The organism is Nonomuraea sp. NPDC001636 (assembly GCF_040298265.1).
GTDB lineage: Bacteria > Actinomycetota > Actinomycetes > Streptosporangiales > Streptosporangiaceae > Nonomuraea.
The window spans coordinates 364,808-388,463 of sequence record NZ_JBEOZT010000002.1; the positions used below are offsets into that span (position 1 = coordinate 364,808).

The window sequence follows — 23,656 nt, forward strand, 5'->3', positions numbered from 1 at the left end:
CGCGCCGGGGCCTCCCGGAGGGCGGCGGGGTCAGATCGGCTGCAGCGCGGGAGCGGTGCGGGGGGCGGCCTCGTCGCCGTAGATGTGCAGGTCGGCGCGGAAGGCCCGCAGGTACGCCCGCCGGTCGTGGAAGGTCGCGGCCAGGGCGTCGCCGTAGTCGATGAGCTGCCGGTGCGCCTGCCGGCGCGGCTCGTAGCGGGCCTGGAGCAGCTTGTCGAGCAGCGGCAGGTCGCCGCCGGCCGCGGAGATGACGTCGGCCAGGATCTCGGCGTCGTACAGGGTGTAGCTCATGCCCATGCCGGTCATCGGGTGGCAGGCGAAGGCGGCCGAGCCGAGCAGCGCGGCGTTGCCTCTGTGGTACGCCCCCACCCGCAGCGACGAGACCTTGATCGGCTGCCAGGCGGCGGCCTGCAGGGAGGCGAAGGCGTCGGTGCTGTCGGTGACGAAGCCCTTCAGCATGTCGGGCAGGCCGGCGGCGCCCTGGCCGAAGACCTCGTCGTCCTGCTCGGGGGGCAGGCCGACGAACACCCTGGCCTGGTCCTTGTCGAGCGGGTAGAGGTAGGCGAGCCAGCCTCCGGAGCTGAAGTAGAGCCGGTTGAGCCGGGCGACGCTGGCGCTCAGCGGCACGGTGGCCACCCGCATCAGCAGCCGGTCGTAGGGCAGGGTGACCTGGTCGATGTCGAGCGCCCGGCGGACGGCCGACCTGGTGCCGTCGGCGCCCACGACCACGTCGGCGCGCAGCCGGCTGCCGTCGGACAGCGTCAGCAGCTCGACGCGGTCGCCGTCGCGCTCGACGTGCTCGATGGCGGCGTCGAAGCAGAACTCGACGCCCTCCATCGCGCAGCAGGCGTAGATGAGCTCGACCAGCTCGCGGTAGGGGCGGATGAGGAAGCCCCCGTCGGGGAAGCGGCACTCCCTGATCGGCTCGCCGTCGTGGTAGTAGCGGATGAGGTCGCGCCGCAGGCCGTGGCGCTCGACGAGCTCGGCCAGCCCGTGGCGGGCCAGCACCCGCAGGCCGGGGGGCTTGAGGAAGTCGGCGCCCGCGCTGGGGATCGAGGGTCCCTGCTCGATGACGACGACGCGCTGCCCGCGGCGGCGCAGCAGCAGTGCGAGGAAACAGCCGCCGAGCCCGGCGCCGACGATGGCCACGTCGCACGAGGTGGTTGCCATGACGAGAGCCCTTCTTGAGGTTGAACTAGACGTGCGTGGTTCCGTAGGTCTCCGAGCTCTCTGCCGCCCGGGGCCTCGGGATGTGATCCCTGGGGGTCGTGCGGGTCTCGACAGGCAGCAGCGCGTCGGCCTCCGCCGCGACGGTGGCGAGGGTCGTGCGCAGCTCCAGCAGCAGCCGGCGCGGCACCTTGATCATGTCGTCGCCCGGGTCGGTCCGCAGCCGGGTGATCTTGGTCAGTGCGATGGCCCCGATGAACACCGAGATGGCCACGCACATGGCGAGCGCGCCGGCCAGCCCGGCCAGCGGGCCGGTCAGGATGAACGGGTGGTCGATGACGAGGGAGACCACGGCGATGCCGACGGCCCCGCCGACCATGCGCGCCATGGTGGCCGCGCCGACGGCGGAGGCGTACTGGCTGGGGCGGGCGGCCAGGGTGGTGGCCACGGAGGTGCCGGGCGCCAGCGCGCCGACGCCCATGCCGACCACGACGCTGGCGATCAGGCCCCACACCGTCGGCCCGGACTGGGTCAGCACCAGCACGCACGCGCCGCCGCAGAGCAGCGAGCCGGCGTAGATCAGGCCGTACGCGCCGATGTGCTTGAGCAGCTTGCCGGCCAGGTAGCTGGTGACGACGACGGCCACCGAGGTGGGCGTCAGCCACATCGCCACCTCCAGCATGGGGTAGCCGAGGTGCAGCAGGTACAGCGGCTGCACGGTCAGCAGCCCGTAGGACAGGGCGCCGAAGAACCAGGTGGCCAGCCAGCCCCAGACGAACTTGCGCTGCCGCCACAACGCCAGGTCGATGGCGGGCAGGCGGTGGTGCCTGGCCTGGGCCAGCGCGCCGCCGAGCAGCGCCAGGGCCGCCACGGCCAGCCACACGACGTCCATGCCCCAGGCCATGGCCTTGGAGATGGCCAGCACGATCACCGCGATCCCGGCGGCCAGCAGCCAGGCGCCGAGCACGTCCGGCACGCCCTTGGCCGCGGCGCGCCTGCCGGACGGGAGCGCGGCGCAGGCGATCAGCAGCGCGACGCCCATGACGACGTCGGGCACGAACAGGGCGCGCCAGTCGACGGTGGCGGCCAGCCAGCCGCCGCCGGCCTGCATGAGCAGGCAGCCGAGCCCGGAGGCCGAGCTCCACAGCGCGATCGCGCCCCGGCGCTGCGACTCGGGCAGCTCACCGAGCAGCAGCCCGAGACTGGCCGGGATCATCGCCGCCGCGCCCGCGCCCTGCACCGCCCGCGCGGCCAGCACTAACGACCAGGACGACGCGGCCACGGTGGCGATCCCGCCGGCCACGAAGACCACCAGCCCGAACGCCAGCACCCGGCGGCGGCCGAACAGATCGGCCCAGCGGCCGGCCGTGGCCAGCAGCGCCGCGATCGGGATGAAGGCGGCGCTGGTCAGCCAGACCAGGTCGCCCAGCGGCATGCCGGCGCCCGCAGGGGTGTAACGCAGCACGCCGACGGCCAGGGTGGTGGCCGTGGTGTCGGCCATCACGGTCAGCATCACGCCCGCGCCGACCAGCCGCAGCATCACGGCGTGACGGCGGGTCACGCCGGTTCCTCTGACGGCCACTGGTGTCTCACGCACTCGGTCCTCCTCGCAAGAAAGCCTCAGGTTCCCCGCCGGCCGGCACACTGCGGTGGGTGCGACCGGCGCGGGGCGGTTCGGGGGGTCAGGCGCCGTAACGGCCGGGAGACAGCAGGCCGTCCGGGTCGAGAGCGGTCTTGAGCCGGTGGAGCATGCCGAGGCTGGCGGTGCTGGTCTCGGACCAGACGTCGGCGGCGGCGTGGTCGATGTCGGAGCGGTAGATGGCGCAGCCGTGGCCGCGCAGCAGGCAGCTCGCGTCGTTGCGCAGCTGGTGGGCGCGGCGGGCGGCGTCGGCGTCGGCCCGGTCGAAGAAGATCTGGATGACGGCGTTGGCCATGTGCGGGCTGACCAGGTTCCACTCCACCATCAGGGCGATGCCGTGGGTGTCGACGGCGCTCTGCAGGGCGTCGAGGATGCGCTCGGTCTTCGTGGCGTGCAGCGGCATCAGCGGCAGCAGCACGAGGAAGCCCATGCCGCCGGCGTCGATCTGGTCGCAGGAGGTGACGCCGAGCGCGTTGCGCACGCCCTGGCAGGTCGGGATGCCCTGGGCGGTGAGCGCCCTGGTGTAGAGCGGGTCGTCGGGGCCGACCGCGGCGGCGTCGAGCACGCGCAGCGTCTCGCCGCCCTCGACCTCGATGAGCGCCTTGCGCAGCATCTCCTCGGCCAGCTCGACGGTGGCGCCGGTGCCGAGCAGCGGCCCGAGGACGGTGAACTTGCCGGTGTCCACGCCCGCCGGCAGCAGCCAGCCGCCGTCGCGGCCGGGCGCGAGGGCGAGCTCGCGCAGCCGCATGAGCCCGCCCGCGGGGTTGCCGCGGCGCAGGAACCCGGTCATCGCGCCGATCGCGGCGCCGACCTGGTCGCGCCGGATGCGCGCGTGCACGAGCCCGATCGTCTCCGGGCGCGGCACCAGCGAGACGGCCATGGCGGTGACGACGCCCAGGTTGTGCTGGACGAACGCGGCCGTCAGGTCGGGCCCGGCGACCCGGCCGTGGTAGACGCCGGTGGGGTCGAGCCCGCCGGTGGTGATCACGCTGCCGTCGGCGAGCACGGCCTCGATGCCGGCGACGTCCTGGACCCGGGAGCGGAAGCAGCCGTCGCCGCGTTCGAGGGCGTTGCCGATGACGGAGGTGTCGGCGCAGGAGGCGGTGACGTTGAGCATCCACGGCGTGTCCCGCAGCGCCTCGGCGAGCTGGGCCTGGGTCACGCCGGGCTCGATGACGGCGTAGCCGGCCTCCAGGTCGAGGCCGCGGATGCGGTTCATCTGGCTGAGGTCGACGACGACGTTGTCCTCGGTGACCGGCAGCGCGGAGCCCATGCCCCAGTTCCTGCCGGTGCTGACCGGGTAGAGGCGGCTCTTGCTCACCATGGCCCGGCGGACGAGGGCGCGTACCTCGTCCAGGGTGTGCGGGGTCTCGGTGCCCGCCAGCGAACGCGGTCGGTGGGCGCCCACGTCACGCGGCCGCAGATCCACTCGCGATAGTCCCTGCATGGCTCTCCTCGGGGGATGCGAAAACACGTCAGGCGGTGTGCTGGAGGAGGTCGTCGATGGAGCCGATGGCCTGGGTGGACATCTCCCTGATCTCACGCAGCCGCTGCTCGGTGAACGCCTCGTAGGGCGCGGGCGGGACGGCTGTGGGGGCGGGGAAGTCGAGTGAGCCGCGCGGGGCGGCCTGTGCGGGCACGTCGTGCGGGCCGTAGGGGTGGCGGCGGGCGCGGGTGCGTCCGGTGTCGGACGACTCGTGCCGGACGAGCGCGGGCAGATGCGGTGGGGTTCGCATGACGGGAGTTCTCCTACAGGGTTCGTACGGGTTGTGCGTGCTGCCGTCCGTGGAGCGGCACGTGGGTCGTCACGTGCTCTCCTGGTGGCCGGAGCGGGGGATGACGGCCGTGGGGGTCGCCCTCGGCACGCCGTGGTTGATGACGCTGGCGGCGATCCGGCGCTCGGTCAGCCCCATGTGCGGACGGGGCGCCCCGGCCGGGCGCACGGCGGCCGTGCCGCGGATGATCGAGCTGGCGTGCACCCACCGGCGGGTCTCGGCCAGCACCTCGCGCTGCGCCCTGGGCAGGTCGCCGTGGGCGGCGTAGTGCTCGCAGACGGACCACGCGAGGGCGCGGGCCATGATCAGGTGCTCCTCGCAGGCCGCGGCCACCTTCGACTCCAGCCCGACCACCTGGGCCAGGAGCAGTTGCAGGTGGGACAGGCCGGAGCTGCGGTCGAACCCGTCGAGCTCGGCCAGCCGGGCCGGCCAGCGCAGCCGCCGCTCGACGGCGGCGCGGGTCGCGGCGGCGACGTCGGCCGCGGTGCGGCCCCGCGGGTCCTCGCCCTCCAGTTGCACGGCCCGCTGCGCGGTGTGCTCGAAGTCGGACAGCCGCTTCAGCCCGCTCTGCAGCAGCCTGATGCGGTTGTGCAGGCAGGCGGCGCTCCAGCCGAGCACCAGCAGCCGGTCGCTGTCGGCCTCGCAGTGCCAGCCGACGAGGCTGACCTCGCGGGCCATGCGGTGGTGGAGCACCCACGACTCGCGCGGGTCGACGTGGACGGGGGCGTCGATCCACACCTGCAGGCCGCCGGGAGGCAGCTCGCCGACGCCGACCTCGACCCCTTCGGGGGCCACCCTGGCGCAGATGCGCTGGACGACCTTCTGCTGCGCCGCCGTCTCCGGCGCCACCGGCGCCGGGTCCGCCGCCCAGACCGGCGGCACGCGCTCGGGGGCGACTCGCGCCCTGGGCTCGATGCTCATCTGAGGCCACCTCCAGACCCGAAGGTCCCTCCTGCGTAAATTGACACTTAATCCTGCAGCTCTGATCCTCGGGTCGCAGCTCGCCGCTGTCAACTGACACTTAACGAATACCTATCGGACGCACGGTTGGCAACCCTGGGACACAGGTGAAACACGGGGCCGGAGGGGGCAGAGACAAGGCATGGCCTCGCCCGTCGCGAGGCGGCCGCCCGCGAGCGGCCACGAGAGGAAGGAGTCCCCGGTGGCGATGCCCAGAGCCGCGCTGGCGGCGGTGTTCCTGGCCGCCGGGCTGCCCGCGGCCCATGGGGTCACGCACGCCGGCGAGACGTTCTGCCGTCTGCCGGAGTTCACCGGCAAGTCGGTTCCGGAGGGGCCTTACCTGATCGACACTGATGTCTCACCGCGGTGGATTTATCCGTACCCGACGCCCGCCGAGCGCGAGCCGTCATCGGAGCAGCGGCTCGACTTCGCCGGGTTCCCGAGCGTGGCGGCGCTGGACACGGTGGGCCGCGACGGCGCTCCGGTCAGGAAGCTCCTGGTCACCTACGCCACCAACGTGGACAAGGTCGTCACCCTCTCCAGCGAGTCGGCGACCTCCGACGACGGCGGCGTCACGTTCGGCCCGAGCAACCGCACGCCGCTGCGGGAGGCGCCGATCGAGCTGCGCGACGGCCGGCTGCTGGCCCTGGAGTACTACCTGCGGCGCTCCGGGCCGGGCACCGCCAAGCTGGGCGTGCTGTCCTCCACCTCCGCACACGACGAGAGCTGGGTGCGCTGGGAGGCCACGGTCTCCTCGCCGGACGCCGGCGCCTCCGGCGGGGCCGCGCACGGCCTGCCGATCCAGCTCGCCGACGGCACGATCCTGTTCACCGCCTACATCCGCCAGGGCGACACCGAGACCTACCAGCCCGAGGTGTTCGCCAGCGACGACGGCGGCCGCACGTTCGCCAGACGCGGCGTGATCGCCCCTCCCCAGGGGCCGTTCGTCTACAACGAGACCGCCCTGGCCCAGACGCTCGACGGCTCCCTGCTGGCGGTGCTGCGCAGAGACGGCGAGCCGCCCTCCACGCTGCACCAGAGCCGCTCGTCCGACGGCGGCCGCACCTGGTCGCCGGTCCGGCCGCTGCGCATCGACGGCCAGGACTGCCTGGTGCGCGGCGTGGCGCCGCGGCTGCTGCTGATGCCGGACGGCGTGCTCGTGCTCAGCGCCGGGCGTCCGCACAACTGGCTGGCGATCGCCCCCGACGGGATCGGCGAGGAGTGGCGGCAGCAGACGGTGACGTACCGCAACAGCGACGGCGTGCGGGACGTGCACGGCTCCTCGGGCTACACCGCCGTGGCCGCCATCGGCCCGCACCGGCTGATCCAGGTGTTCGACAACTGCAAGCTGCCCGGCGTGCGCCCCGACGGGCTGCTCAACGAGACGGCCTGCCCGGCCCACGGCAAGTTCGAGAACGGCGGCTGGTACGCGATCAAGCGCCGCCTGTTCACCGTCACGCCCCCCGGCCCCGACCTGCTCGACCTGGCCGCCCTGTACCGCCGCGGCGCGCTCAAGGTCGAGACCGACATGCGGTGGACCCGCCCCGGCCGGCCGCGCACCGGCCCGGCGGGCGCCTTCGACGGCAGCACCGACTACTGGTCCGGCGCCGTCGCCGCCGGCCCCGGCCGGTACGTCCTGCACCTCGACCGCCCGTACGCGATCAACCGGATCGGCCTCGCCCTGCGCCCCGGGCACGCGGCCGGCGCCCGCGTGTACGTCTCCGCCGACGGCCGCTCCTGGGGCGAGCCCGTCGTCACCGTCGAGGACCGGACCGACTACGCCATGCGCTACCACACGGTGGCCCGCACCGGCGCGCACGTCATGATCGTCACCGAGCCGGCGGACGACTGCGACGCCGAGATCGGCGACTCCTGCAGCATGCTCAACGAACTCGAACTCTACGGACGCTGAACCCGGCCGGAATATGCGCCTTATCAGGCGGGCCGAAATAGCGCGAGCCTACGGAATGTGACGCCGGAACCGGCGGGCTTTTGATGACCGGAGTTTTCCCGGCCGGGCGGACAGGCGCGGCTCGGTTACTGTGACTTCCGTTCCTCTCTGCCCGCCTTCCGGCCTGCCGCGGTGACGAATGGCCGGACCGATGTTCCGGAGAGCCGATAAATGGCCGCCCCATTCCCCCGGCGCGAAGGCGTCGCCGTGCGCCTGATCCCCTCCCGTCCCTTCGACAGCGCCGCCGTGTGCGGCGTGACGGGCACCGTCGCGCTGCTGTGCGCCGCCGAGGCGGCCGGCCGCCTCGGGCTCGTCTCCCAGCTGGAGCTGCCGCTCGCCTCGGCGGTCCTGGCCACCGCCGCCGGGCTCGCCACCGACCCCGCCTTCCTGGCCGACGTGCTGGCCACCTGCGGCGCGTGGGCGCTCGGGCTGGCGACCGCCGTGGCGGTGGCCGTGCCCGCCGGGCTGCTGCTGGGCAGCCTGCCGCCGGTCGAGCGGGCCCTGCGTCCCGTGCTGGAGTTCCTGCGGCCCATCCCCTCGGTGGCGCTCATCCCCCTGGCCGCGTTCGTCTTCACCGGCCGCCTGGAGACGGAGGTCGCGATGATCGTGTACGCCGCCACCTGGCCCGTCCTGCTCAACACCATGTACGGGCTGCGCGAGGTGGACCCGCTGGCTAAGGAGACGATGCGGGCCTTCGGCTTCGGCCCGCCGGCCGTCCTGTGGCGGGTCAGCCTGCCGAGCGCGGCCCCCTTCGTGGCGACCGGCGTGCGGGTGGCCGCGGCCATCGCCCTGATCCTGGCCGTCAGCACCGAGCTGCTGGCCGGCACCGGCGGCATCGGCCACTTCATCATCGTGGCCGAGAGCAGCCCGGACGGCCTGCGCCTGACCATCGCCGCCACCCTGTGGGCCGGCGCCCTCGGCCTGCTCACCAACGCCCTGCTCGCCCGCGCCTTCCGGCGGCTGCTGCGCTGGCACACGACGCTGACGGGAGCGGCACGATGATCAGATCCGTGGCGCGGTTGTGGGCCGTGCCCGTCGTCGTGGCCGTCTGGGAGCCGGCCACCAGGGCGGCGGGCAACCCCTACTTCCCGCCGCCGTCCACGATCGCGCTGCGCCTGAGCGAGCTGTGGATCAGCCGGACGGCCCTGGACGATCTCTCCCACAGCCTGGGCCGGCTGCTGACCGGCTGGGCGCTGGCCGGCGTGGCGGGCGTGGCGGCCGGGGTCGCCATGGGCCGCTCGCCGCTGCTGTCGAGGTTCGTGGACCCGGCGGTGCAGTTCTGCCGGGCGCTGCCGCCGCCCGCGCTGCTGCCGGTGTTCCTGGCGCTGTTCTCGACCGGCACGCTCATGCAGGTCGCGGCCATCGCGTGCGGCATCGTCTGGCCGGTGCTGGTCAACGCCGCCGACGGCGCCCGCACCGTTGACCGGCTGCACCTGGACACCGCGCGGGTCTTCAGGCTGTCGGCCGGGCAGCGCCTGCTGCGCGTCGTACTGCCCTCGGCGGCCCCGAAGATCCTCGCCGGGCTGCGGCTCAGCCTGTCGCTCGCGCTGATCCTCATGGTGATCGCCGAGTTCTTCGCCACCGACGGCGTCGGTTTCCGCTTGCGCGCCGCCCAGCGTTCCTTCGACCTGCCGGGCATGTGGGCGGCCATCACCGTGCTCGGGGTTCTGGGTTATCTGCTCAATCAGGTTTTCCTGGCTCTGGAACGCCGGTTGGTGGCGCATTACGGCGCGACCGAATAAAGCCGCCCGGGAATGCGGAAGATTGCCGGACGGCTGTTCTTTTCCCCGGCACGCTTTGTTCGCGAACTCAACTCTCTGGGAGCGTTTTCATGCGTCTGTTACTCGCGGCGGTCGCCGTCGCCCTGGCGATGACCGGGTGCGGCGGGGCGGATCCCCGGCCGTCGTCCGGCGGGCCGGAGAAGGCCGTGCTGAACCTCGGCATGCTGGCCCTTCCCGAGGTGGCGCCCGTCCAGATCGCCATCGACAAGGGGTTCTTCGCGGCGGAGGGGCTGACCGTCAAGCCCGTCGTGATCCAGGGCGGGGCCGCCGCGATGCCCGACCTGATCAGCGGCAAGCTCGACGTCCTGCACAGCAACTACGTCTCGGCGATGCTGGCCGCCGCGCGCGGCGTCGGCCGGTTGAAGGTCGTCGGCGACGCCTACGCGGCCAAGCCCGGCAACTTCGTTCTCATGACGCGCAAGGACTCGCCCGTCACGAAGCCGGCCGACCTCAAGGGCAGGAAGGTCGGCGTCAACACCCTCGGCAACGTCGCCACCCTGGCCGTGAGCGCGCTGCTCAAGCCCGCCGGCGTGGCGCCCGCCGACATCACCTTCGTCGAACGGCCCTTCCCGCAGATGGCCGGCGCCCTGGCCAACGGCGACGTGGACGCCGCCGTGCTGCCCGAGCCGTTCTGGCAGGCCGCGGCCGCCACCGGCGGGGCCCGCAGCATGTCGGACCTGTTCACCGGGGCGACCGCCGACTTCCCGATGGCGGGTTACCTGACCACCGAGGGCTTCGCGGCCGGCAATCCGCGCACGGTGGCCGCCTTCCAGCGCGGCCTGCGCAAGGCGGTGGACCTGGCGATCGCCGACCCGGCCCAGGCCAAGGCGGCGCTGCTCAAGTACACGAAGATCGACAAGGCGACGGCCGACCTGATGACGCTGGGCGGCTACTCCACCACCGTCGACAAGACCCGGTTGCAGCGGGTGGCCGACCTCATGCTGGAGTTCAAGGGCAACGGCTACCTGGAGGCGCCGTTCGACGTCTCGGCCCTGCTCCTTCCCGGCGGCTCCTCATGACGGGCCTCGCGGGACGACGCCCGCGGCGGGTGGTCATCGCCGGGGCGGGCATCGCCGGGCTCACCGCCGCCCTCAGCCTGCACGCCGCCGGCATCACGGACGTGACCGTGCGCGAGGCCGTCAAGGACATCCGGCCGCTCGGCGTGGGCATCAACCTGCTGCCGCACGCCGTGCGCGAGCTGATCGAGCTCGGCCTGGGCGACCGCCTGGCCCGCGTCGGCGTCGAGACGGCCGACCTGACCTTCGTCACCCGGCGCGGGCAGCGCATCTGGACCGAGCCGCGCGGCCGGGCCGCCGGCCACGCCTGGCCCCAGTACTCGATCCATCGCGGCCGGCTGCAGCTCCTGCTCCTCGACGCCGTGCGCGAGCGGCTCGGCCCGGACGCCGTGGTCACCGGCTCCCCCGTCACCGGGCTCGACCACGACGCCGACCTGCTCGTCGGCGCCGACGGCATCCGCTCCGAGGTCCGGGCGGCGCTGTTCCCCGGCGAGGGCGAGCCGCTGTGGGGCGGTCACGTGCTGTGGCGCGGCACGTCGCGCGTCCGGCCGTTCCTGACCGGCCGGTCCATGATCATGGCGGGCGACGGCGCCCAGAAGATCGTCGTCTACCCGATCGCGCCGCCGGACCCCGACGGCACGCAGCTCGTCAACTGGGCCATCCAGCACCGGGCCCCCGAGACCGTCCCCCGGGGCGACTGGAACCGGGAGGTGGAGATCGGCAAGTTCCTGCACCACGTGGCCGACGTGCGCTCCGACGCCCTCGACATCCCCGGTCTCATCGCCGCGGCGGACAAGGCGTACGAGTACCCGCTGGTGGACCGGGACCCGCTGCCGTACTGATCGTCGGGGACGGTGACGCTGATGGGCGACGCCGCGCACCCGATGTACCCGACCGGGTCCAACGGCGGCACGCAGGCCGTCATCGACGCCCGCGTGCTGGCCCACGCGCTGGCCACCGGCCAGGGCCTGGAGTTCTACGAGAGCCGGCGGCGGCCGGTCACGAACCGGATCGTGCTGGCCAACCGCGAGGACGGGCCCGAGGTCGTCCTGAGGATGGTGCACGAACGCGCCCCCGGCGGGTTCGCCGACATCGAGGAGGTCATCCCCAGGGACACGCTGGAGAAGATCGCGCTGCACTACAAGCAGCTCGCGGGCTTCGAGCCGGTCACCCTGAACGCCCGCCCCAGCTGGTCGGTCCCCCCGGAGACCGGCCAGGGGCCTGTCTCCCTGAACGCCGGCCAGAAGTCGGTTCCCCTGAACGCCGGCCAGGCCGAGGGCGCGCCCTGACCAGGGTCGCGTCCTGGTAGCGGGCGACGTATTGGCAGCGGGCGCGTCCGGGTGGTGGGCGCGTTCCGGAGGCGGGCGTGGTGAGGCGGGGGCGCGTGGGCGCCCCCGCGCGGGACCGGGTGCGGCCTCCTACCGCTTGGGCGGGAGGTCGTCACCGCGGTTGCGGTTGCGGGTGTGCTCGCGCGCGTCGCCGTCCTCGTCGACCTCCAGGCGTTCCCTCCTGACCTGGCCCTCGACGGTCTCCTCGTGCTCGACGCGCTCCTTGTGCACGCGAATGTGCTCGACCGGCCTGGTCTCCTTGCCGATCACCGGCCGCTCCTCGTGCAGGGTGATCTGCTGCTCGTCCTCGCCGATCTCGTACGTGCCGGGCTCGCCGTCCCTGATGGGCTCGCGCTCGATCACGACCTCCTCGTGCGCGAGCGGCACCCTCTCCTGGACGTTCTCGGTCTCGACGTACTTGCGCAGCCGGACGTGCCCGCTCTCGCGGCTCTCCTTGCCGATGTGCAGCTGCTCCTCGGACGTGGTCATGTCGATGTCGCGGTCGCCCACGTCCCTGGCGCGCGTCCGGCCCGGCTGGCCCGTCGCGCCTGTCTGGCCGGTCGGCGGCTGGCCGGTCATGCCGGGGCGCATGCCGCGTTCCCCGGCCGTCCGCGGCTCTCCGGTGGCCCGCTGGGCCTGCCGCTCCCCCGCGGCGGGCGAGCGCTGGGACGGGATGGTGGACGGCTGCATCCCGTAGTACCGGTAGAGCTCGGCCTCCTCCTCCAGCGACAGGCGGCCGTCCACGTCGATGTTGGGCGCGCCCTTGATCATCTCCTTGTCGAAGGGGACCCTGATCTCGTCCCCGGAACGGCGGGCGTTGGCCAGCGGCACGAAGGTCTGCTTCATGCCGAAGAACCCCGTGCGCACGGTGACCCACTCCGGCTCGCCGGTGCGGTCACTGAGGTAGACCTGGCCCACCTTGCCGATCGACTGTCCGTCCGACCCGATCACATGGCACTCGAGCAGGCTTCGGATCTCTGTTTGCATAGCCACGACGATCCCCCCGATTGTTCGTCCTGGTTCAAAAAGGACAAATACCCCAGAGAGTCGCATTTGCACACACAGGTCGGCCAGTCTTTGCCATGGATCGGCCTACGGCGGAGGCACGCCGCGGCCCTCCCGGGAGCCCTCGTAGGCGGCCCGCCGCAGCCTGGCCGTCCATCCGGCCGGACGCAGGCAGGGGGCGCTGTTGAGCACGGGGTCGAAGGTCAGGTCCGCGCCGGGCAGCGCGGTGTGCAGGCGCAGACGGGCCAGGTAGCGCCCGCCCGCCCACAGGTGGAACAGCAGCGGGCCGCGGGCCAGCGCGCCGGGCAGCAGCGCGGGATCGGCGGGCACCCGCTCCCCCTCAGGCCGGGCGACCAGCCGGTACCGGCCGGTTCCGTACACGTACGTCGTGAGGCTGGAGTACGGCCCCGACGTGAAGGTGCGGCGCGGCACCGGCACCGGGCCCGCGCCGGTGGACAGCAGCAGGTCCACCCCGTTGGGCAGGCGCACGGCCAGCCCCAGCACGTCGGGCAGCCGGCCCGGCAGGGACAGCCCCTTGGACAGCCGGGCCCGCACCTCGTGCTCGCCCGGCTCCCCCAGCGGCGCCGCCTCGACCGTCAGCGTGCCGGCCAGGAGCAGCCCGCGCCGGTGCAGCGCGCGGCCGTGCCGGAGCCCGGCCAGCACGCGCGCCGCGGCGCGGGCGAAGGAGTCGAGCGCGGCCGGAGGGCCCGCGCCGCCGGGCATCGCGGACGCCCTCGTCAGTAGTTCTCCTGCGCCTTCTTCAGCGCCTTGAGGTGCTCCTGCAGCGTCGGGGACGCGGACTTGGCCAGCGCCACCACCGCCGGCGAGGAGCCCTTGGAGATCTCCTCCTTGGTGGCCTCGATCGCCGTCTTGTGGGCCTTGACCATGCCGACGACGAACTCCTTGTCGAACTCCTTGCCCTTGGCGTCCTGCAGGCGCTTGGCCATGGCCGCCTGGGCGGAGGTCGGCGCGGCGGGAAGCTGGATGGCGAGCTGGCTCGCGGTCTCGGTCACCTTCTTGTCGAACTGGGTGTGGTCGTCGACGAGCATCCGGCCGATCGACTTGATCTGGTCGGTGGCGCCCTTCTTCTCGGCCAGGCGGCCCGCCTCGATCTCGGCCAGGTTCCCCTGGTGGATGGTCGCCATCCAGGTCCTGTCCTGCTCGGACGGCTGAGCGTCGGTCCGCGGCGCCAGCCCCGCGGTGTTGGTTGTGGCGCTTTCGCCGCACCCGGACAGGGCGACGACGGCCGCGGCGGCCAGCAGCATGGTCAGACGAGTACGCATGAGGTTTCCTATGACATGGTGACACTTCTCCGACACAGAGAGTAACCATGCGTTCGCGACTTCCCCCTCAGGCGCGCCGCGTCGCCACCCTGGCCGGGTGTCGCGGGCCGCCGCCGTGAGCCGTCATCATGTTGACGGACGAGACGCGGTCGCACCCGACCGCCGAGAGTGCGAGGAGAAGGATGACGCCACCGGCCCGATCACCGGAGCAGCGCAAGCGGGACACGCTCGACCGGCTCGAACACGACGTCGACGCCTGGGTGGCCACGGCGGGCGACGGCGGCCCGTACATGACGCCGCTGTCGTTCCTGTGGGACGGGCACCGGCTCCTGCTCTCCACCGCCGACGCCACACCCACCGCCCGCAACCTGCTCGACGGCGGCGCCGTGCGCCTCGGCCTGGGCCTGACCAGGGACGTCGTCCTCATCCACGGCACCGTGACGGCGCAGCCGGCCGCCACGATCCCCGGGGACATCGGCGACGCGTTCGCGGTGAAGACCGGGTTCGACCCGCGGGTGTCGCGTGGCCCGTACACGTACTTCTGGGTCACGCCGGTGCTGGTGCAGGCGTGGCGCGAGGTGAACGAACTCGCCGGACGCGACCTCATGCTAGACGGGAAGTGGACCGTCTGACCGAACTCCAGCACCAGCCTGGTGTGCCGGGAATTCTCGGTAAAAGAAAACGCCAAGAAGGGTTGGGCTCCGGGATGGGGGGAATGGCAGGCAACTTCTGTACGTCGACCGTTTGGAGGAGCCGTAGTGCTCACCCTGACAGCCAACGCAGCCCAGGCGATCCGCGACCTGACCGCGTCCGCGCCGGAACCCGCCCAGGGCGGGATCCGCATCTCGTCGCAGGGCGAGGGCGCGAACTCGCTCACCCTCTCCCTGGCCACGGCCCCTGAGCCGGCCGACGAGGTGGTGGAGACCGAGGGCGCGCGGGTCTACCTCGATCCCGTGGCCGCGACCGTGCTGGACGACAAGTCCCTCGACGCCGGGGCCGACGCGCAGGGGAGCGTGTCGTTCACGGTGACCCCGCAGGCGGTGTGACGGGCAGCCGCCGTACCGGTGTTCACGCCGGTACGGCGGCCCCGCACCCGGGTCAGCCGGCCAGGAGCTTGTGCAGGTAGCGGACCTGCTCCTCGGTCTGGTAGCCCGCCCCGCCCTCGTGCCCGTTCCAGGGCCAGACGGTGATCTCCTTCGGCCCCTGCCAGTGGTTGTAGGCGGCGAAGACCGTGGAGGGCGGGCAGACGTCGTCCATGAGCGCGACCGAGTACAGCACGGGCACCCGGCCGCGGGCGGCGAAGTTGACGCCGTCGAAGTACGACAGCGTGCGGAACACCTGGTCGGCGCCGTCCCGGCGGGAGGCCAGGAAGCGCACCACCTCCTGGTACGGGTCCCGGTCGGTGATCTCCAGCGCCCGCCGGAAGTGCGTCAGGAACGGCACGTCCACCAGCGCGGCCCGGACCGACGGGCGCAACGCGGCCGTGGCCTGCGCGATCGCGCCGCCCTGGCTGCCGCCCGAGACCACGATGCGCCCGGCGTCCACCGCCGGGTGGGCCGCGGCCACGTCGACCGCCCTGGCCGCGTCGGTGAACACGCGCCGGTAGTAGTAGTCCTCGGGGTCGAGGATGCCGCGCGTCATCATGCCGGGCGCCTGGACGTTGGCGCTGCCGTGCGGGTCGCCGGTCGTGCCGGGGCTGGTGACGCTGGCGCCGCCGTGTCCCCGGGTCTCCATCACGAACACCGCGTAGCCGGCCGCGGGCCACAGCAGGTGGTCCTTCGGGAACCCACGCCCGCCGCTGTAACCGATGTAGTGCATCACGCACGGCACCGGCTCCCGCACGCCGCGCGGCAGGATGAACCAGCCGCTGATCCGGTGGCCGCCCCACCCGGCGAACGACACGTCGTAGACGTCGACGCCGCTCAGCGGCAGGTCGTAGGGCACGAACTCGGCGGCCGGGTCGAACGCCTCGGCCTCGGCCAGCGTACGGGACCAGAAGTCGTCGAAGTCGGCGGGCTCGTCGCGGTCGGGGAGGTAGGCGCGCAACTGCTCGATCGGGAGGTCGAACAAGGACACGGGGGACTCCAAGCTGTAGGCAACCCTGATATTTCACCTCATCAGCCCAGGTAAGCGCTATCCTTCGCGGGCGGCAGCTGAAAACGCGCGAGCGGGGTAGTGGAGGTCGCGTGATCGAATACGTGATCGAGGTTCCTTCCTCCCATCTCTATCCCGGCCTGGTGCTGGAGGCCCCCGCGGACGCCGAGGACTTCCTCGTGCTGTTCACCGACGACTCCGAGTCGCGGGCCCAGCTCCTCGGCGACGCCTCGGGACGTCCGGTGCTCAGGGTCGGCGGATACATGACCACGAGCGGCACCGTCATCGACGAGCGGGTGTGGACCGTGCGCGAGACGCTGCGCACCGGCGACCGCCTGCGCATCCGCCTGGGCCGCTCGCTCCCGTCCCCCGTCAGGGGCTAGCGTCCCCTTTGTGAGGTCTTTCGCCGGGATGGTGGCGGGCGCCGCGGTGCTCGCGCTGTCGCCCGTCGCCGGGCTGGCCGCGCTGGCCGGGACGGCGATGGTGGGCGCGCGGCCCGGGGTGTTCACGGTGACCGGCCTGGCGGTGTTCGCCTCGGTGTTCTACCTCGGGCTGCTGCTGTGCGTGCCCAGGCCGGGCGCGACCTGGGGGCGGTGGTTACGGGCCGCGCTGATCCTGGCCGTCGAGGTCGCGGTGGTCTGGCGGGTCGCGGACGCGACGCTGACCCCGCCGCCGGCGCCCGCCGCGGCCCCGTCGCCGGTGGCCGGGCAGCGCGAGTGGCGGCTGCCGACGGGGTCGCGGCTGGCGTACGTACGGGTCGCGCCGAAGCGGGTCACCCGCCCGGAGCCGGTGGTCTTCCTGTCCGGCGCGGCCGGCCTGGCGGACCTGGCCGCCGATCCGGCGTTCTACCGGCGGCTGGCCGCCGACGGCCACGAGGTGTACGTCTACGACCGGGTGGGCGCGGGACGCTCGGCCCGCCTGCCGGACCCGGCCGCGTACGGGCTGGGCCGCGACGTGGCGGACCTGGAGCAGGTGCGGCAGGCGATCGGCGCCCGCCGCCTCACCCTGGTCGCGCGTGGCGAGGGCGCCCGGCTCGCGGCGGCCTACCTGTCCGCCCATCCGGACGGGGTGTCCAGGGCGGTGCTCGCCTCCCCCGCCGGCCTCGACCGGGCCCGTGCCGCGACGCTGCTGGACGACGGCCCGCCCAGCGCCAGGATGCTCGCGGTCTACACGCTGCTGCGGGTCGAACCGGCGGCGGCGCACGCGTTCGCCGGCGACGCCGAACTCGACGCCCGCGCCGCAGGCACGACCGTCTGCCCGGAGGGCCGGCCCGCCGGTTCGGGTGGATATGCGCGGCTGGTGGAACGGCCGTCGCCGCCCGGGATGCGGGAGGGGCTGGCCCGGGTCACGGCGCCCGTCCTGGTGGTCAAGGGGGCGTGCGACGGGGAGAGCTGGTCGGCGGCCACCGACGTCCGGCGGGCGATCCCCGGTGCCGGGCTCGTCTACGCCGAGGGGCGGGGGGCGTACCTGGCGACGCTGCGGGCGTTCCTGGCGGGGCGGGCGGTGCCGCCGTACGAGGGGGCCACGCCCCCGGCCGGTTACCGGGGGCCGTGGTGAACCCGGCTCAGCGGTCCCGCGTCCGGGACTCCGGGCGGCCGGGACGGGCGCAGGAGCCGGCCGTGGCCGCCGCCACCTTCCATCCCGCGTCCGGGAACGGCGACATGAAGTGGGTCAGCAGGTCCACCGCGTAGTCGGGGGCCTGCCCGCCCGGGTCGAGGAAGGACACCATCTGCGGGCCGTCGGAGCCGCGCAGGGTGATCGCGCCGCCCCTGCCGCCGGAGGCGAAGCCGGGCTTGGCGTCCACGGTGAGGCAGACGAGCCCGATCCCGGCGGCGGCGATCTCCTGGCGGGCGCCGATGCGGCGCATACGCTGGTCGTAACGGCGCAGGGCGAGCGAGGTGGCCCGGGTGAGCCGCAGGGAGCCGGTGAAGGCGTCCGCGCCGATCCTCCTGCTCAGCCTGACCCGCAGGGAGACGTCCGGCCGCAGGTCCACGCCCTTGGCGGCCAGGCGGAGGCGGTCGTAGGCGCCCTCGAAGCCGGGCGCGAGGAACCCGGCCGCGGCCGGCGCCTTGAGCCCGAACGGGATGCGCCCCGGCCGTACCCGCAGCCAGGACACGCGCCGGACCGCCAGCGACACCTCCCGCACCGCGCTCGCGCCGAGCGCGAAGTCCCCGCCGACCTGGTAAGTGAGGAACCCCGAGGTGTACGGGACCTCCTTGGACACGGCGATCCGCTGCCGCTGGACCGGGTCCACGCGCAACCCGGCGCCCACCGCGATGCGGCCCGTCGGCCCGGGTTTCGAGACCAGGTCGAGCGACTGGTCGGGATTGAGGCGGATCGTCGTGTCGGCGGCCAGGTCCTCGACCGCGAGCGAGACCCCGCCGAGCCGCCCGGACGGGTCCACCAGGCGGCCGTCCACCGCCAGCCGGCCGTCCAGGGTGCTCGCGCCGCCCCGGTAGGTGAGCGTGGGGACGCTCAGCCCGGCGGCCGAGGCGTCGGCGTCCAGTCCGAGCACCGCCGGGACGTCGGTCAGCCGCAGCCCGCCGCTGCCCCGGCCGGGCAGGGTGACCTCGGCGGTCAGGCGTTCGACCGGCGCGGAGTTGCGTACCCTGATCCGGGTCTGGGCCCCGTACGTGCCCCGCACGTCCACGGCGGCGGGCACCGGGTCGAGGGCGACGTGGCCGCGCAGCCCGCCCGCCACGGCCCGCACGTCGAGCGCGCCCAGCGTGGCCGACGGCTCGACGCGGTAGGCGACGTGCCCGGCGTCCAGCGGGCCCAGGGACAACCGGGTGATCTTCGGCGGCAGCCGGGTCAGCGTGGCCCGCGCCCTGATCGGGACCGGCGCGAGCACGCTGCTGTCCAGGTGGAGGGCGAGGGTCCGGCGCCTGGGGGCGAAGCCGGAGAAGGCGAACGTGCCGCCCGCCGGGTCGATCGTCACCTGGCTGGGCAGGCCGGTGACGTCGAGGTAGCCCTGCAGGCCGTAGCAGCCGCGTCCCGCCGCGCAGAACGGGCCCTGACCGCAGCCTCCGGCCGGGCAGCCGCCGTCCACCAGCGAGAGGCCGCCCTCGACGGCGGGCGCGGGACGCATGCGGGCCAGCGCGGCGGTCCTGCCGAGCCAGGCGCGGGCGGTCATGCCGAGCCGGGAGCCGGAGTAGGTCAGCCTGCCCTCGGGCGTGGCGGCGACGGTCAGGTCGCCCGGCACCGGCCCCACCCTGCCGAGGACGCCGAAGCGCACGTCCCCCAGGACGATGTCGGCGTCCACGGCGAGCCGCTGCCGGGCGGCCCGGAACCGGGCCAGGAACCCCTGTCCGGACGGGCTCAGCTCGACCCGCGACAGGCCCCTGACCAGCACGCTGGCGTCCAGGTCGCCGCCGGCCCGGTCGTAGTGGGCGGCCAGGTGGGGGCCGTCGGGGGACGTGGCGCCGTCGTGGTTGGCGACGGCGAGGGCCGCCGACCCCACCGGGCCGGACAGCCCGCGGAAGCGGTAGACGCCGCCCTTCCAGGCGGCCTCGAACCGGGCCGGGACGCCGGTCACGTCGGCGGCGGCCCTGAGCACCCGGCCGCCCGTCCTGATCCGGGCCAGCGCTGACACCTTGGCCACGGGGGCGCTCGCGGTCCAGGTGAGCGTCCCGGCCGCGGTGTCGGCGGCCAGTTCGGCCCGCCTCGGCGCCCCGTCCACCGCCACCCGCACGTCGTCCCCGGCCGAGGGGCCGTCGAGGGTGGTGACGTACGACCTGGCCGCGTAGAGGCGGAGGCCGTGGAGCCGGCCGGACGTGGTGGCCTCGACCGACGAGCGCTCGCCCAGCGTCCACGCGGTCCTGACGTCCCCACGCACCCCGCGGGCCGTGCCGTCGATCGTCGGCCCGTTCCGGACGTCGGCGTAGGCCGCCCGGACCCGGTCGATCGCGCCGCCGGCCCGGTAGACGGCCGTCCCGGCGGCGGGGTCGAGGGCGAGGTCGGCCTCGGCGGGCGTGTTGGAGATCTCCAGGCGTGCCAGGCGCCTCCCGTCGAGCCCGGCCGCGGCCACGAAGGGCCGGTCGCTCGCCCTGGCCTTCAGGTGGGCGTGCGGCGCGCTGCCGTAGGTGACGTCGAACCCCGACACGCCGGACAACAGCGCCGAGACCCCCGTGGCGTCGCCGTTCTTGATCAGGGTGACGTGGCCGCCGGCCGGGCTGGAGATCGCGCCGCCGCCGCGTTGCAGGACCGCGGCGAACCGGCCGATCGGCGAACTGGCCGTCTGCGTGACGCGGTGCGCGGCCGGGTCGCTCTCCAGCCGGACCCGGGCCGGCAGCCCGCTCAGCTCGGCCCGCAGCACGGTCCCGGACGCGGCCCGGTCGTAGGAGAGCACCTTGGCCGAGCCCGCCCGCGCGGGCCCGGACGACTCGACGGTCAGGCTCTGCCTGCCGCCGGACGTGACGTGGGCGGCGGTGAACGAGCGGGGCACCTGGCGCAGCTCGGCGCTCGCCGCCGTGGCCAGGCGGCCGTCGCGGTAGAGGTGGGTGTGCAGCTCGGCGCGGGCGATCGGGGCGGGGGCGGTGAAGCGCATCCGTCCGCCGGACAGGCGCACCTGGGCGCGGGTGGGCATGCGGTCCAGTACGGCCTGCGTGAAGCGGCCCGGGGAGACGGCGATCGCGTCCAGCTTGGCGGGACGGGAGGCGGTGGCGTCCAGCTCGACCGCCGGGGAGGTGGTGGCGTCCCGCTCGGCGGGCGTCGAGGTGGAGGTCTCCGGCTCGGCGGCCGGGGTTGGTGAGTCGAGGGTGGCCTTGACGGTGAGCCGTTCGGTGGCGGGGGTCTGGCGCAGGATCACCGCCGTGCGTCCGGTCAGGGCCGCCAGGGTGACGGCGGACGGTCCCGGGTCCTTGCGGGTGAGGCTCGCCCTGACCGTCCGGCCGTCCGGGTCGATGGTGAACGTCCCGCGGTCGAGCGCCGACAGCGACGCGCCGCCGCGCAGGCCGTCGAAGCCGACGGTCACCTTGCCGTCGTACTCGGCCCAGACCAGCGCCCTGACCCTCTTCCCGGACAGGCTCCTGACGGCGAACCCGAGCCCGATGTCCCCGCTCCCCGGATTCGCGGCGGGCACCAGGTCGGCCGCCAGGTCGGGGAGGCCGTCCCCGGTGACGTCCGCGGCGACCGGCACGGCGACGGGCCTGCGCATCGAACACGCCACCGCCCGCTCCACCCCCATCACACACAACCGATACGTCACCCCTTGCCTCCTGGGCAGAGCGCCACCGGCCGCGCCCCCCACCGGCCCTCTCGCCGAGACGACCGCGCGGGCTCCCCGGGAGCGGATCGGGGGGACGGCCGTGCGACCTCCCTGCGGGCGGATTACGCGGCTTCCCTGGGGGTGGATTGTGCGGCCTCCCTGGGGGTGAAGGTGCAGGCGCAGGGCGTCCAGGGCTTTGGTGACGGACGGGGGCGGGCGCAGGAGGGTCAGCGGGGCGGCGCCGGTCGTGTCGGGCAGGAGGGCGGCGGGGTCGGGGGCCCGCCGTCCGAACCCCTGCCGTTCCTGCCGCCGAGCCGCCTGGGCGGCGATGGCGTCGGCGAGCCCCGTCCCGGCGGGCGTGGTGATCTCCAGCCGTTCCGGCCCCACCGGCCCCTTGCCCATCGGCCGTACGGCGGGCGACGGCCGCGACGGAACCCGCACCACGGCAGGCGGCGGCTCCGGAACCCCGGCCACCTCCCGCGCCATCACCTGACCACCCGTCGACGCGTGGACCACTCCCGCAGCCGAGGCGTGACCCGGGGCTGCGACGGGCGGACCTGCCAGTGCGGTGACCGCGATGGACGTCGAAGCGAGCACGCGCAGAAGGGCGTGCGGCATGAAGCGTTCCCCCGAACCCGTCTAACTCATCCCATCAGAAACAATGGTCACGAGATGACCATATTTCCTCACTAATCGTCAAACGCGACCCAACATGGAACTCCAGTTTCCGCCGACGCCACCTCATCCCCGCCCCCGCCGACGCGTTCACTCGACGCCAGGTGAGCCGCTACGCCGGCCGGCGCGCCCCCGTCCGGCTCACCGCCGTGACCACGGTGGCCGCCACGGCGAGCACCAGCAGGACGCCCACCGCCAGCCGGTAGCCGTCCTGCAGCACGCCGGCCACGCCGGACAGCCGGGCGGGGTCGGCGGCGTACACCAGGTGCCGCTCGGCGGCCGGCACGGACGCGGCGACGATGGCCAGCGACATGGCCGTGCTGATCACGGTCGAGACGTTGACCAGCATGAGCCGTACACCGTTGACCACGCCGAGCCGGTCCTGCGGCGCGTCCATCATGATCGCGGTGGTGTTGGCGGTGATGAACAGCCCGCTGCCCGCGCCCACCAGCGCGAGCGCCGTCCCGAGCCAGGCGTAGGGCACGGACGGATCCAGCGCGGCCAGCATGACCGCCATGCCCGCCGCGCTCACCGCCGAGCCGGCCACCGCCACCGTGCGCGGGTGGAACCGTCCGGTCAGCGCCCCGGCGACCAGCGAGGTCAGGGCCGAGGCGGCCGAGACGGGCAGCACGGCGAGCCCGGCCTGGGCGGGCTCGAACTGCCGGGTGGACTGCAGGAACAACGAGATCACCAGCACGATCGAGAACTGCCCGAGCGAGTTGAGCACGGCGGCCAGGTTCGCCAGCGCGAAACCGCGGTCGCCGAACAGCCGCAGGTCGAGCAGCGGCGTCCGGCTGCGCCACTGGACCAGCGCGAACACCGGGGCCGCCGCCGCGAACGCCACCCCGCCCGCCACCACCCACGGGCTCAGCCAGCCGAGCGAGCTGCCCTGCGACAGGGCCAGCAGCAGCCCGCTCAGCCAGGTGAACAGCAGGACGATCCCCGGCACGTCCAGCCGCTCGCGCGGGCCCCTCGGCACCGGGCGGAGAGTGACCGCGCCCCAGACGATGGCTGCGACCCCGACCGGCACGTTGAACCAGAAGATCCATTGCCAGCCCGCCGCGCCCGCCAGGAACCCGCCGAACGACGGCCCCACGAGCCCCGCCACGGAGATGATGGCCATGTAGACGGCCATGCCACGGCCCAGCCGGGCCGGCGGGAAGGCGCCGGCCAGGATGGCGGAGCTGTTGGCCAGGATCATGGCCGAGCCGCACGCCTGTGCGACGCGGGCCGTCAGCAGCATCTCGATCGAGGGCGCGAACCCGGCCGCCAGGCTCGCGACGGTGAACACCACGAACCCCAGTAAGTACGTGCCGCGCCTGCCGAACAGGTCGGCCACCCGCCCGAACACCACCAGCCCGACCGAGCTGACCAGCATGTAGGCGAGCAGCACCCAGCTCGCCAGGAAGGCGCCGACATGGAAGTGCGCGACGACGGCGGGCAGGGCGACGTTGAGCGAGCTGGAGTTGAGCCCGGTCAGGAACATGCCGAGGCTGGTGACCGAGACGGCCCGCCAGGCGTACCGCAGCTGCGCGGCCTCGTCCTCCGCCGCCGCCCCCGTCACCGGCACCGCCGCGACGGCCTCGGACTCAGTCACGCCGGACCGCCTGAACGTTCATGCATCCACTCTTTCTAGAATCCCCCTCTAGGAAAGAGTCCACCCCACTGATTGTCAAGATCCCAGCCCAAGGAACGTACGGCCACAGGCGCGGGCGAGGGTGGGGGGTGGGGGTGGGTGCGGGCGGTAGCAGACGCAGAGGCGCCACACACAGAGGG

The 23,656-nt window shown here is 73.8% G+C and carries 21 protein-coding genes; 10 read left to right on the forward strand and 11 right to left on the reverse strand.

What is annotated here, in order from left to right:
• Positions 1 to 30: 30 nt before the first annotated feature.
• From ABT158_RS05415 to ABT158_RS05435, 5 genes are all read right to left on the reverse strand, one after another.
• Positions 31 to 1,170, reverse strand: a complete 1,140-nt coding sequence (locus tag ABT158_RS05415) for an FAD-dependent oxidoreductase (protein WP_352351154.1) — start codon at positions 1,168 to 1,170, stop codon at positions 31 to 33.
• A gap of 25 nt (positions 1,171 to 1,195) precedes the next feature.
• Positions 1,196 to 2,764 carry an MFS transporter gene (locus ABT158_RS05420; RefSeq protein ID WP_352351156.1) on the reverse strand — a complete coding sequence of 523 codons (1,569 nt, stop codon included), beginning with the start codon at positions 2,762 to 2,764 and terminating at the stop codon, positions 1,196 to 1,198.
• A gap of 85 nt (positions 2,765 to 2,849) precedes the next feature.
• On the reverse strand, positions 2,850 to 4,235 hold the full coding sequence (locus tag ABT158_RS05425) for an FAD-binding oxidoreductase (protein WP_352351158.1): 1,386 nt from the start codon (positions 4,233 to 4,235) through the stop codon (positions 2,850 to 2,852).
• Positions 4,236 to 4,281: 46 nt separating this feature from the next.
• Complete coding sequence (locus tag ABT158_RS05430; RefSeq protein WP_352351160.1) at positions 4,282 to 4,542, reverse strand: hypothetical protein; 261 nt, start codon at positions 4,540 to 4,542, stop codon at positions 4,282 to 4,284.
• Positions 4,543 to 4,611: 69 nt separating this feature from the next.
• Positions 4,612 to 5,502 (reverse strand): hypothetical protein, encoded by an 891-nt coding sequence (locus ABT158_RS05435; RefSeq protein ID WP_352351162.1) that lies wholly within the window; start codon positions 5,500 to 5,502, stop codon positions 4,612 to 4,614.
• Between the two features lie 247 nt (positions 5,503 to 5,749).
• On the opposite strand from ABT158_RS05435, the gene ABT158_RS05440 reads away from it, so the two are divergent.
• The 6 genes from ABT158_RS05440 (at position 5,750) to ABT158_RS05465 (ending at position 11,578) form a co-directional block, all read left to right on the forward strand.
• Positions 5,750 to 7,453 carry an exo-alpha-sialidase gene (locus tag ABT158_RS05440; protein ID WP_352351784.1) on the forward strand — a complete coding sequence of 568 codons (1,704 nt, stop codon included), beginning with the start codon at positions 5,750 to 5,752 and terminating at the stop codon, positions 7,451 to 7,453.
• Between the two features lie 210 nt (positions 7,454 to 7,663).
• Positions 7,664 to 8,494 (forward strand): ABC transporter permease, encoded by an 831-nt coding sequence (locus ABT158_RS05445; protein WP_352351164.1) that lies wholly within the window; start codon positions 7,664 to 7,666, stop codon positions 8,492 to 8,494.
• The gene (locus ABT158_RS05450; protein WP_352351166.1) at positions 8,491 to 9,234 is read left to right on the forward strand and encodes an ABC transporter permease; all 744 of its coding nucleotides are present in this window, start codon (positions 8,491 to 8,493) and stop codon (positions 9,232 to 9,234) included. The genes ABT158_RS05445 and ABT158_RS05450 overlap by 4 nt, the downstream gene beginning before the upstream one ends.
• Before the next feature lie 89 nt (positions 9,235 to 9,323).
• Positions 9,324 to 10,292 (forward strand): ABC transporter substrate-binding protein, encoded by a 969-nt coding sequence (locus tag ABT158_RS05455; protein WP_352351168.1) that lies wholly within the window; start codon positions 9,324 to 9,326, stop codon positions 10,290 to 10,292.
• Positions 10,289 to 11,131, forward strand: coding sequence for a Rossmann-fold NAD(P)-binding domain-containing protein (locus tag ABT158_RS05460; RefSeq protein WP_352351170.1), 843 nt, complete (start codon positions 10,289 to 10,291; stop codon positions 11,129 to 11,131). Before ABT158_RS05455 ends, ABT158_RS05460 begins: the two co-directional genes overlap by 4 nt.
• A 12-nt stretch (positions 11,132 to 11,143) precedes the next feature.
• Positions 11,144 to 11,578, forward strand: coding sequence for an FAD-dependent monooxygenase (locus ABT158_RS05465; protein ID WP_352351172.1), 435 nt, complete (start codon positions 11,144 to 11,146; stop codon positions 11,576 to 11,578).
• A gap of 129 nt (positions 11,579 to 11,707) precedes the next feature.
• Here ABT158_RS05465 and ABT158_RS05470 read toward each other — a convergent pair whose 3' ends face one another.
• The 3 genes from ABT158_RS05470 to ABT158_RS05480 form a co-directional block, all read right to left on the reverse strand.
• Positions 11,708 to 12,604: a DUF2382 domain-containing protein gene (locus tag ABT158_RS05470; RefSeq protein ID WP_352351174.1), complete on the reverse strand. Its 897-nt coding sequence runs from the start codon at positions 12,602 to 12,604 to the stop codon at positions 11,708 to 11,710.
• Between the two features lie 105 nt (positions 12,605 to 12,709).
• Positions 12,710 to 13,345, reverse strand: coding sequence for a hypothetical protein (locus ABT158_RS05475; RefSeq protein WP_352351176.1), 636 nt, complete (start codon positions 13,343 to 13,345; stop codon positions 12,710 to 12,712).
• Between the two features lie 14 nt (positions 13,346 to 13,359).
• Positions 13,360 to 13,905, reverse strand: a complete 546-nt coding sequence (locus ABT158_RS05480; RefSeq protein WP_352351178.1) for a DUF4142 domain-containing protein — start codon at positions 13,903 to 13,905, stop codon at positions 13,360 to 13,362.
• A 182-nt stretch (positions 13,906 to 14,087) separates the two neighbouring features.
• On the opposite strand from ABT158_RS05480, the gene ABT158_RS05485 reads away from it, so the two are divergent.
• Positions 14,088 to 14,537: a pyridoxamine 5'-phosphate oxidase family protein gene (locus ABT158_RS05485; RefSeq protein WP_352351180.1), complete on the forward strand. Its 450-nt coding sequence runs from the start codon at positions 14,088 to 14,090 to the stop codon at positions 14,535 to 14,537.
• Positions 14,538 to 14,663: 126 nt separating this feature from the next.
• Entirely contained in the window at positions 14,664 to 14,951 is a 288-nt protein-coding gene (locus tag ABT158_RS05490; RefSeq protein ID WP_352351182.1) for a HesB/IscA family protein, read from the forward strand.
• A 52-nt stretch (positions 14,952 to 15,003) separates the two neighbouring features.
• Here the strand turns inward: ABT158_RS05490 and ABT158_RS05495 are convergent, their stop codons facing one another.
• Positions 15,004 to 15,981, reverse strand: coding sequence for an acetylxylan esterase (locus tag ABT158_RS05495; protein WP_352351184.1), 978 nt, complete (start codon positions 15,979 to 15,981; stop codon positions 15,004 to 15,006).
• Between the two features lie 110 nt (positions 15,982 to 16,091).
• Between ABT158_RS05495 and ABT158_RS05500 the strand changes: the two genes are divergently transcribed.
• Positions 16,092 to 16,382 carry a hypothetical protein gene (locus ABT158_RS05500; RefSeq protein ID WP_352351186.1) on the forward strand — a complete coding sequence of 97 codons (291 nt, stop codon included), beginning with the start codon at positions 16,092 to 16,094 and terminating at the stop codon, positions 16,380 to 16,382.
• Positions 16,383 to 16,392: 10 nt separating this feature from the next.
• The gene (locus ABT158_RS05505; protein ID WP_352351188.1) at positions 16,393 to 17,556 is read left to right on the forward strand and encodes an alpha/beta fold hydrolase; all 1,164 of its coding nucleotides are present in this window, start codon (positions 16,393 to 16,395) and stop codon (positions 17,554 to 17,556) included.
• A gap of 7 nt (positions 17,557 to 17,563) precedes the next feature.
• Here the strand turns inward: ABT158_RS05505 and ABT158_RS05510 are convergent, their stop codons facing one another.
• Positions 17,564 to 21,691 (reverse strand): hypothetical protein, encoded by a 4,128-nt coding sequence (locus ABT158_RS05510; RefSeq protein WP_352351190.1) that lies wholly within the window; start codon positions 21,689 to 21,691, stop codon positions 17,564 to 17,566.
• A 301-nt stretch (positions 21,692 to 21,992) separates the two neighbouring features.
• On the reverse strand, positions 21,993 to 23,477 hold the full coding sequence (locus tag ABT158_RS05515; RefSeq protein ID WP_352351192.1) for a DHA2 family efflux MFS transporter permease subunit: 1,485 nt from the start codon (positions 23,475 to 23,477) through the stop codon (positions 21,993 to 21,995).
• Positions 23,478 to 23,656: the final 179 nt, after the last annotated feature.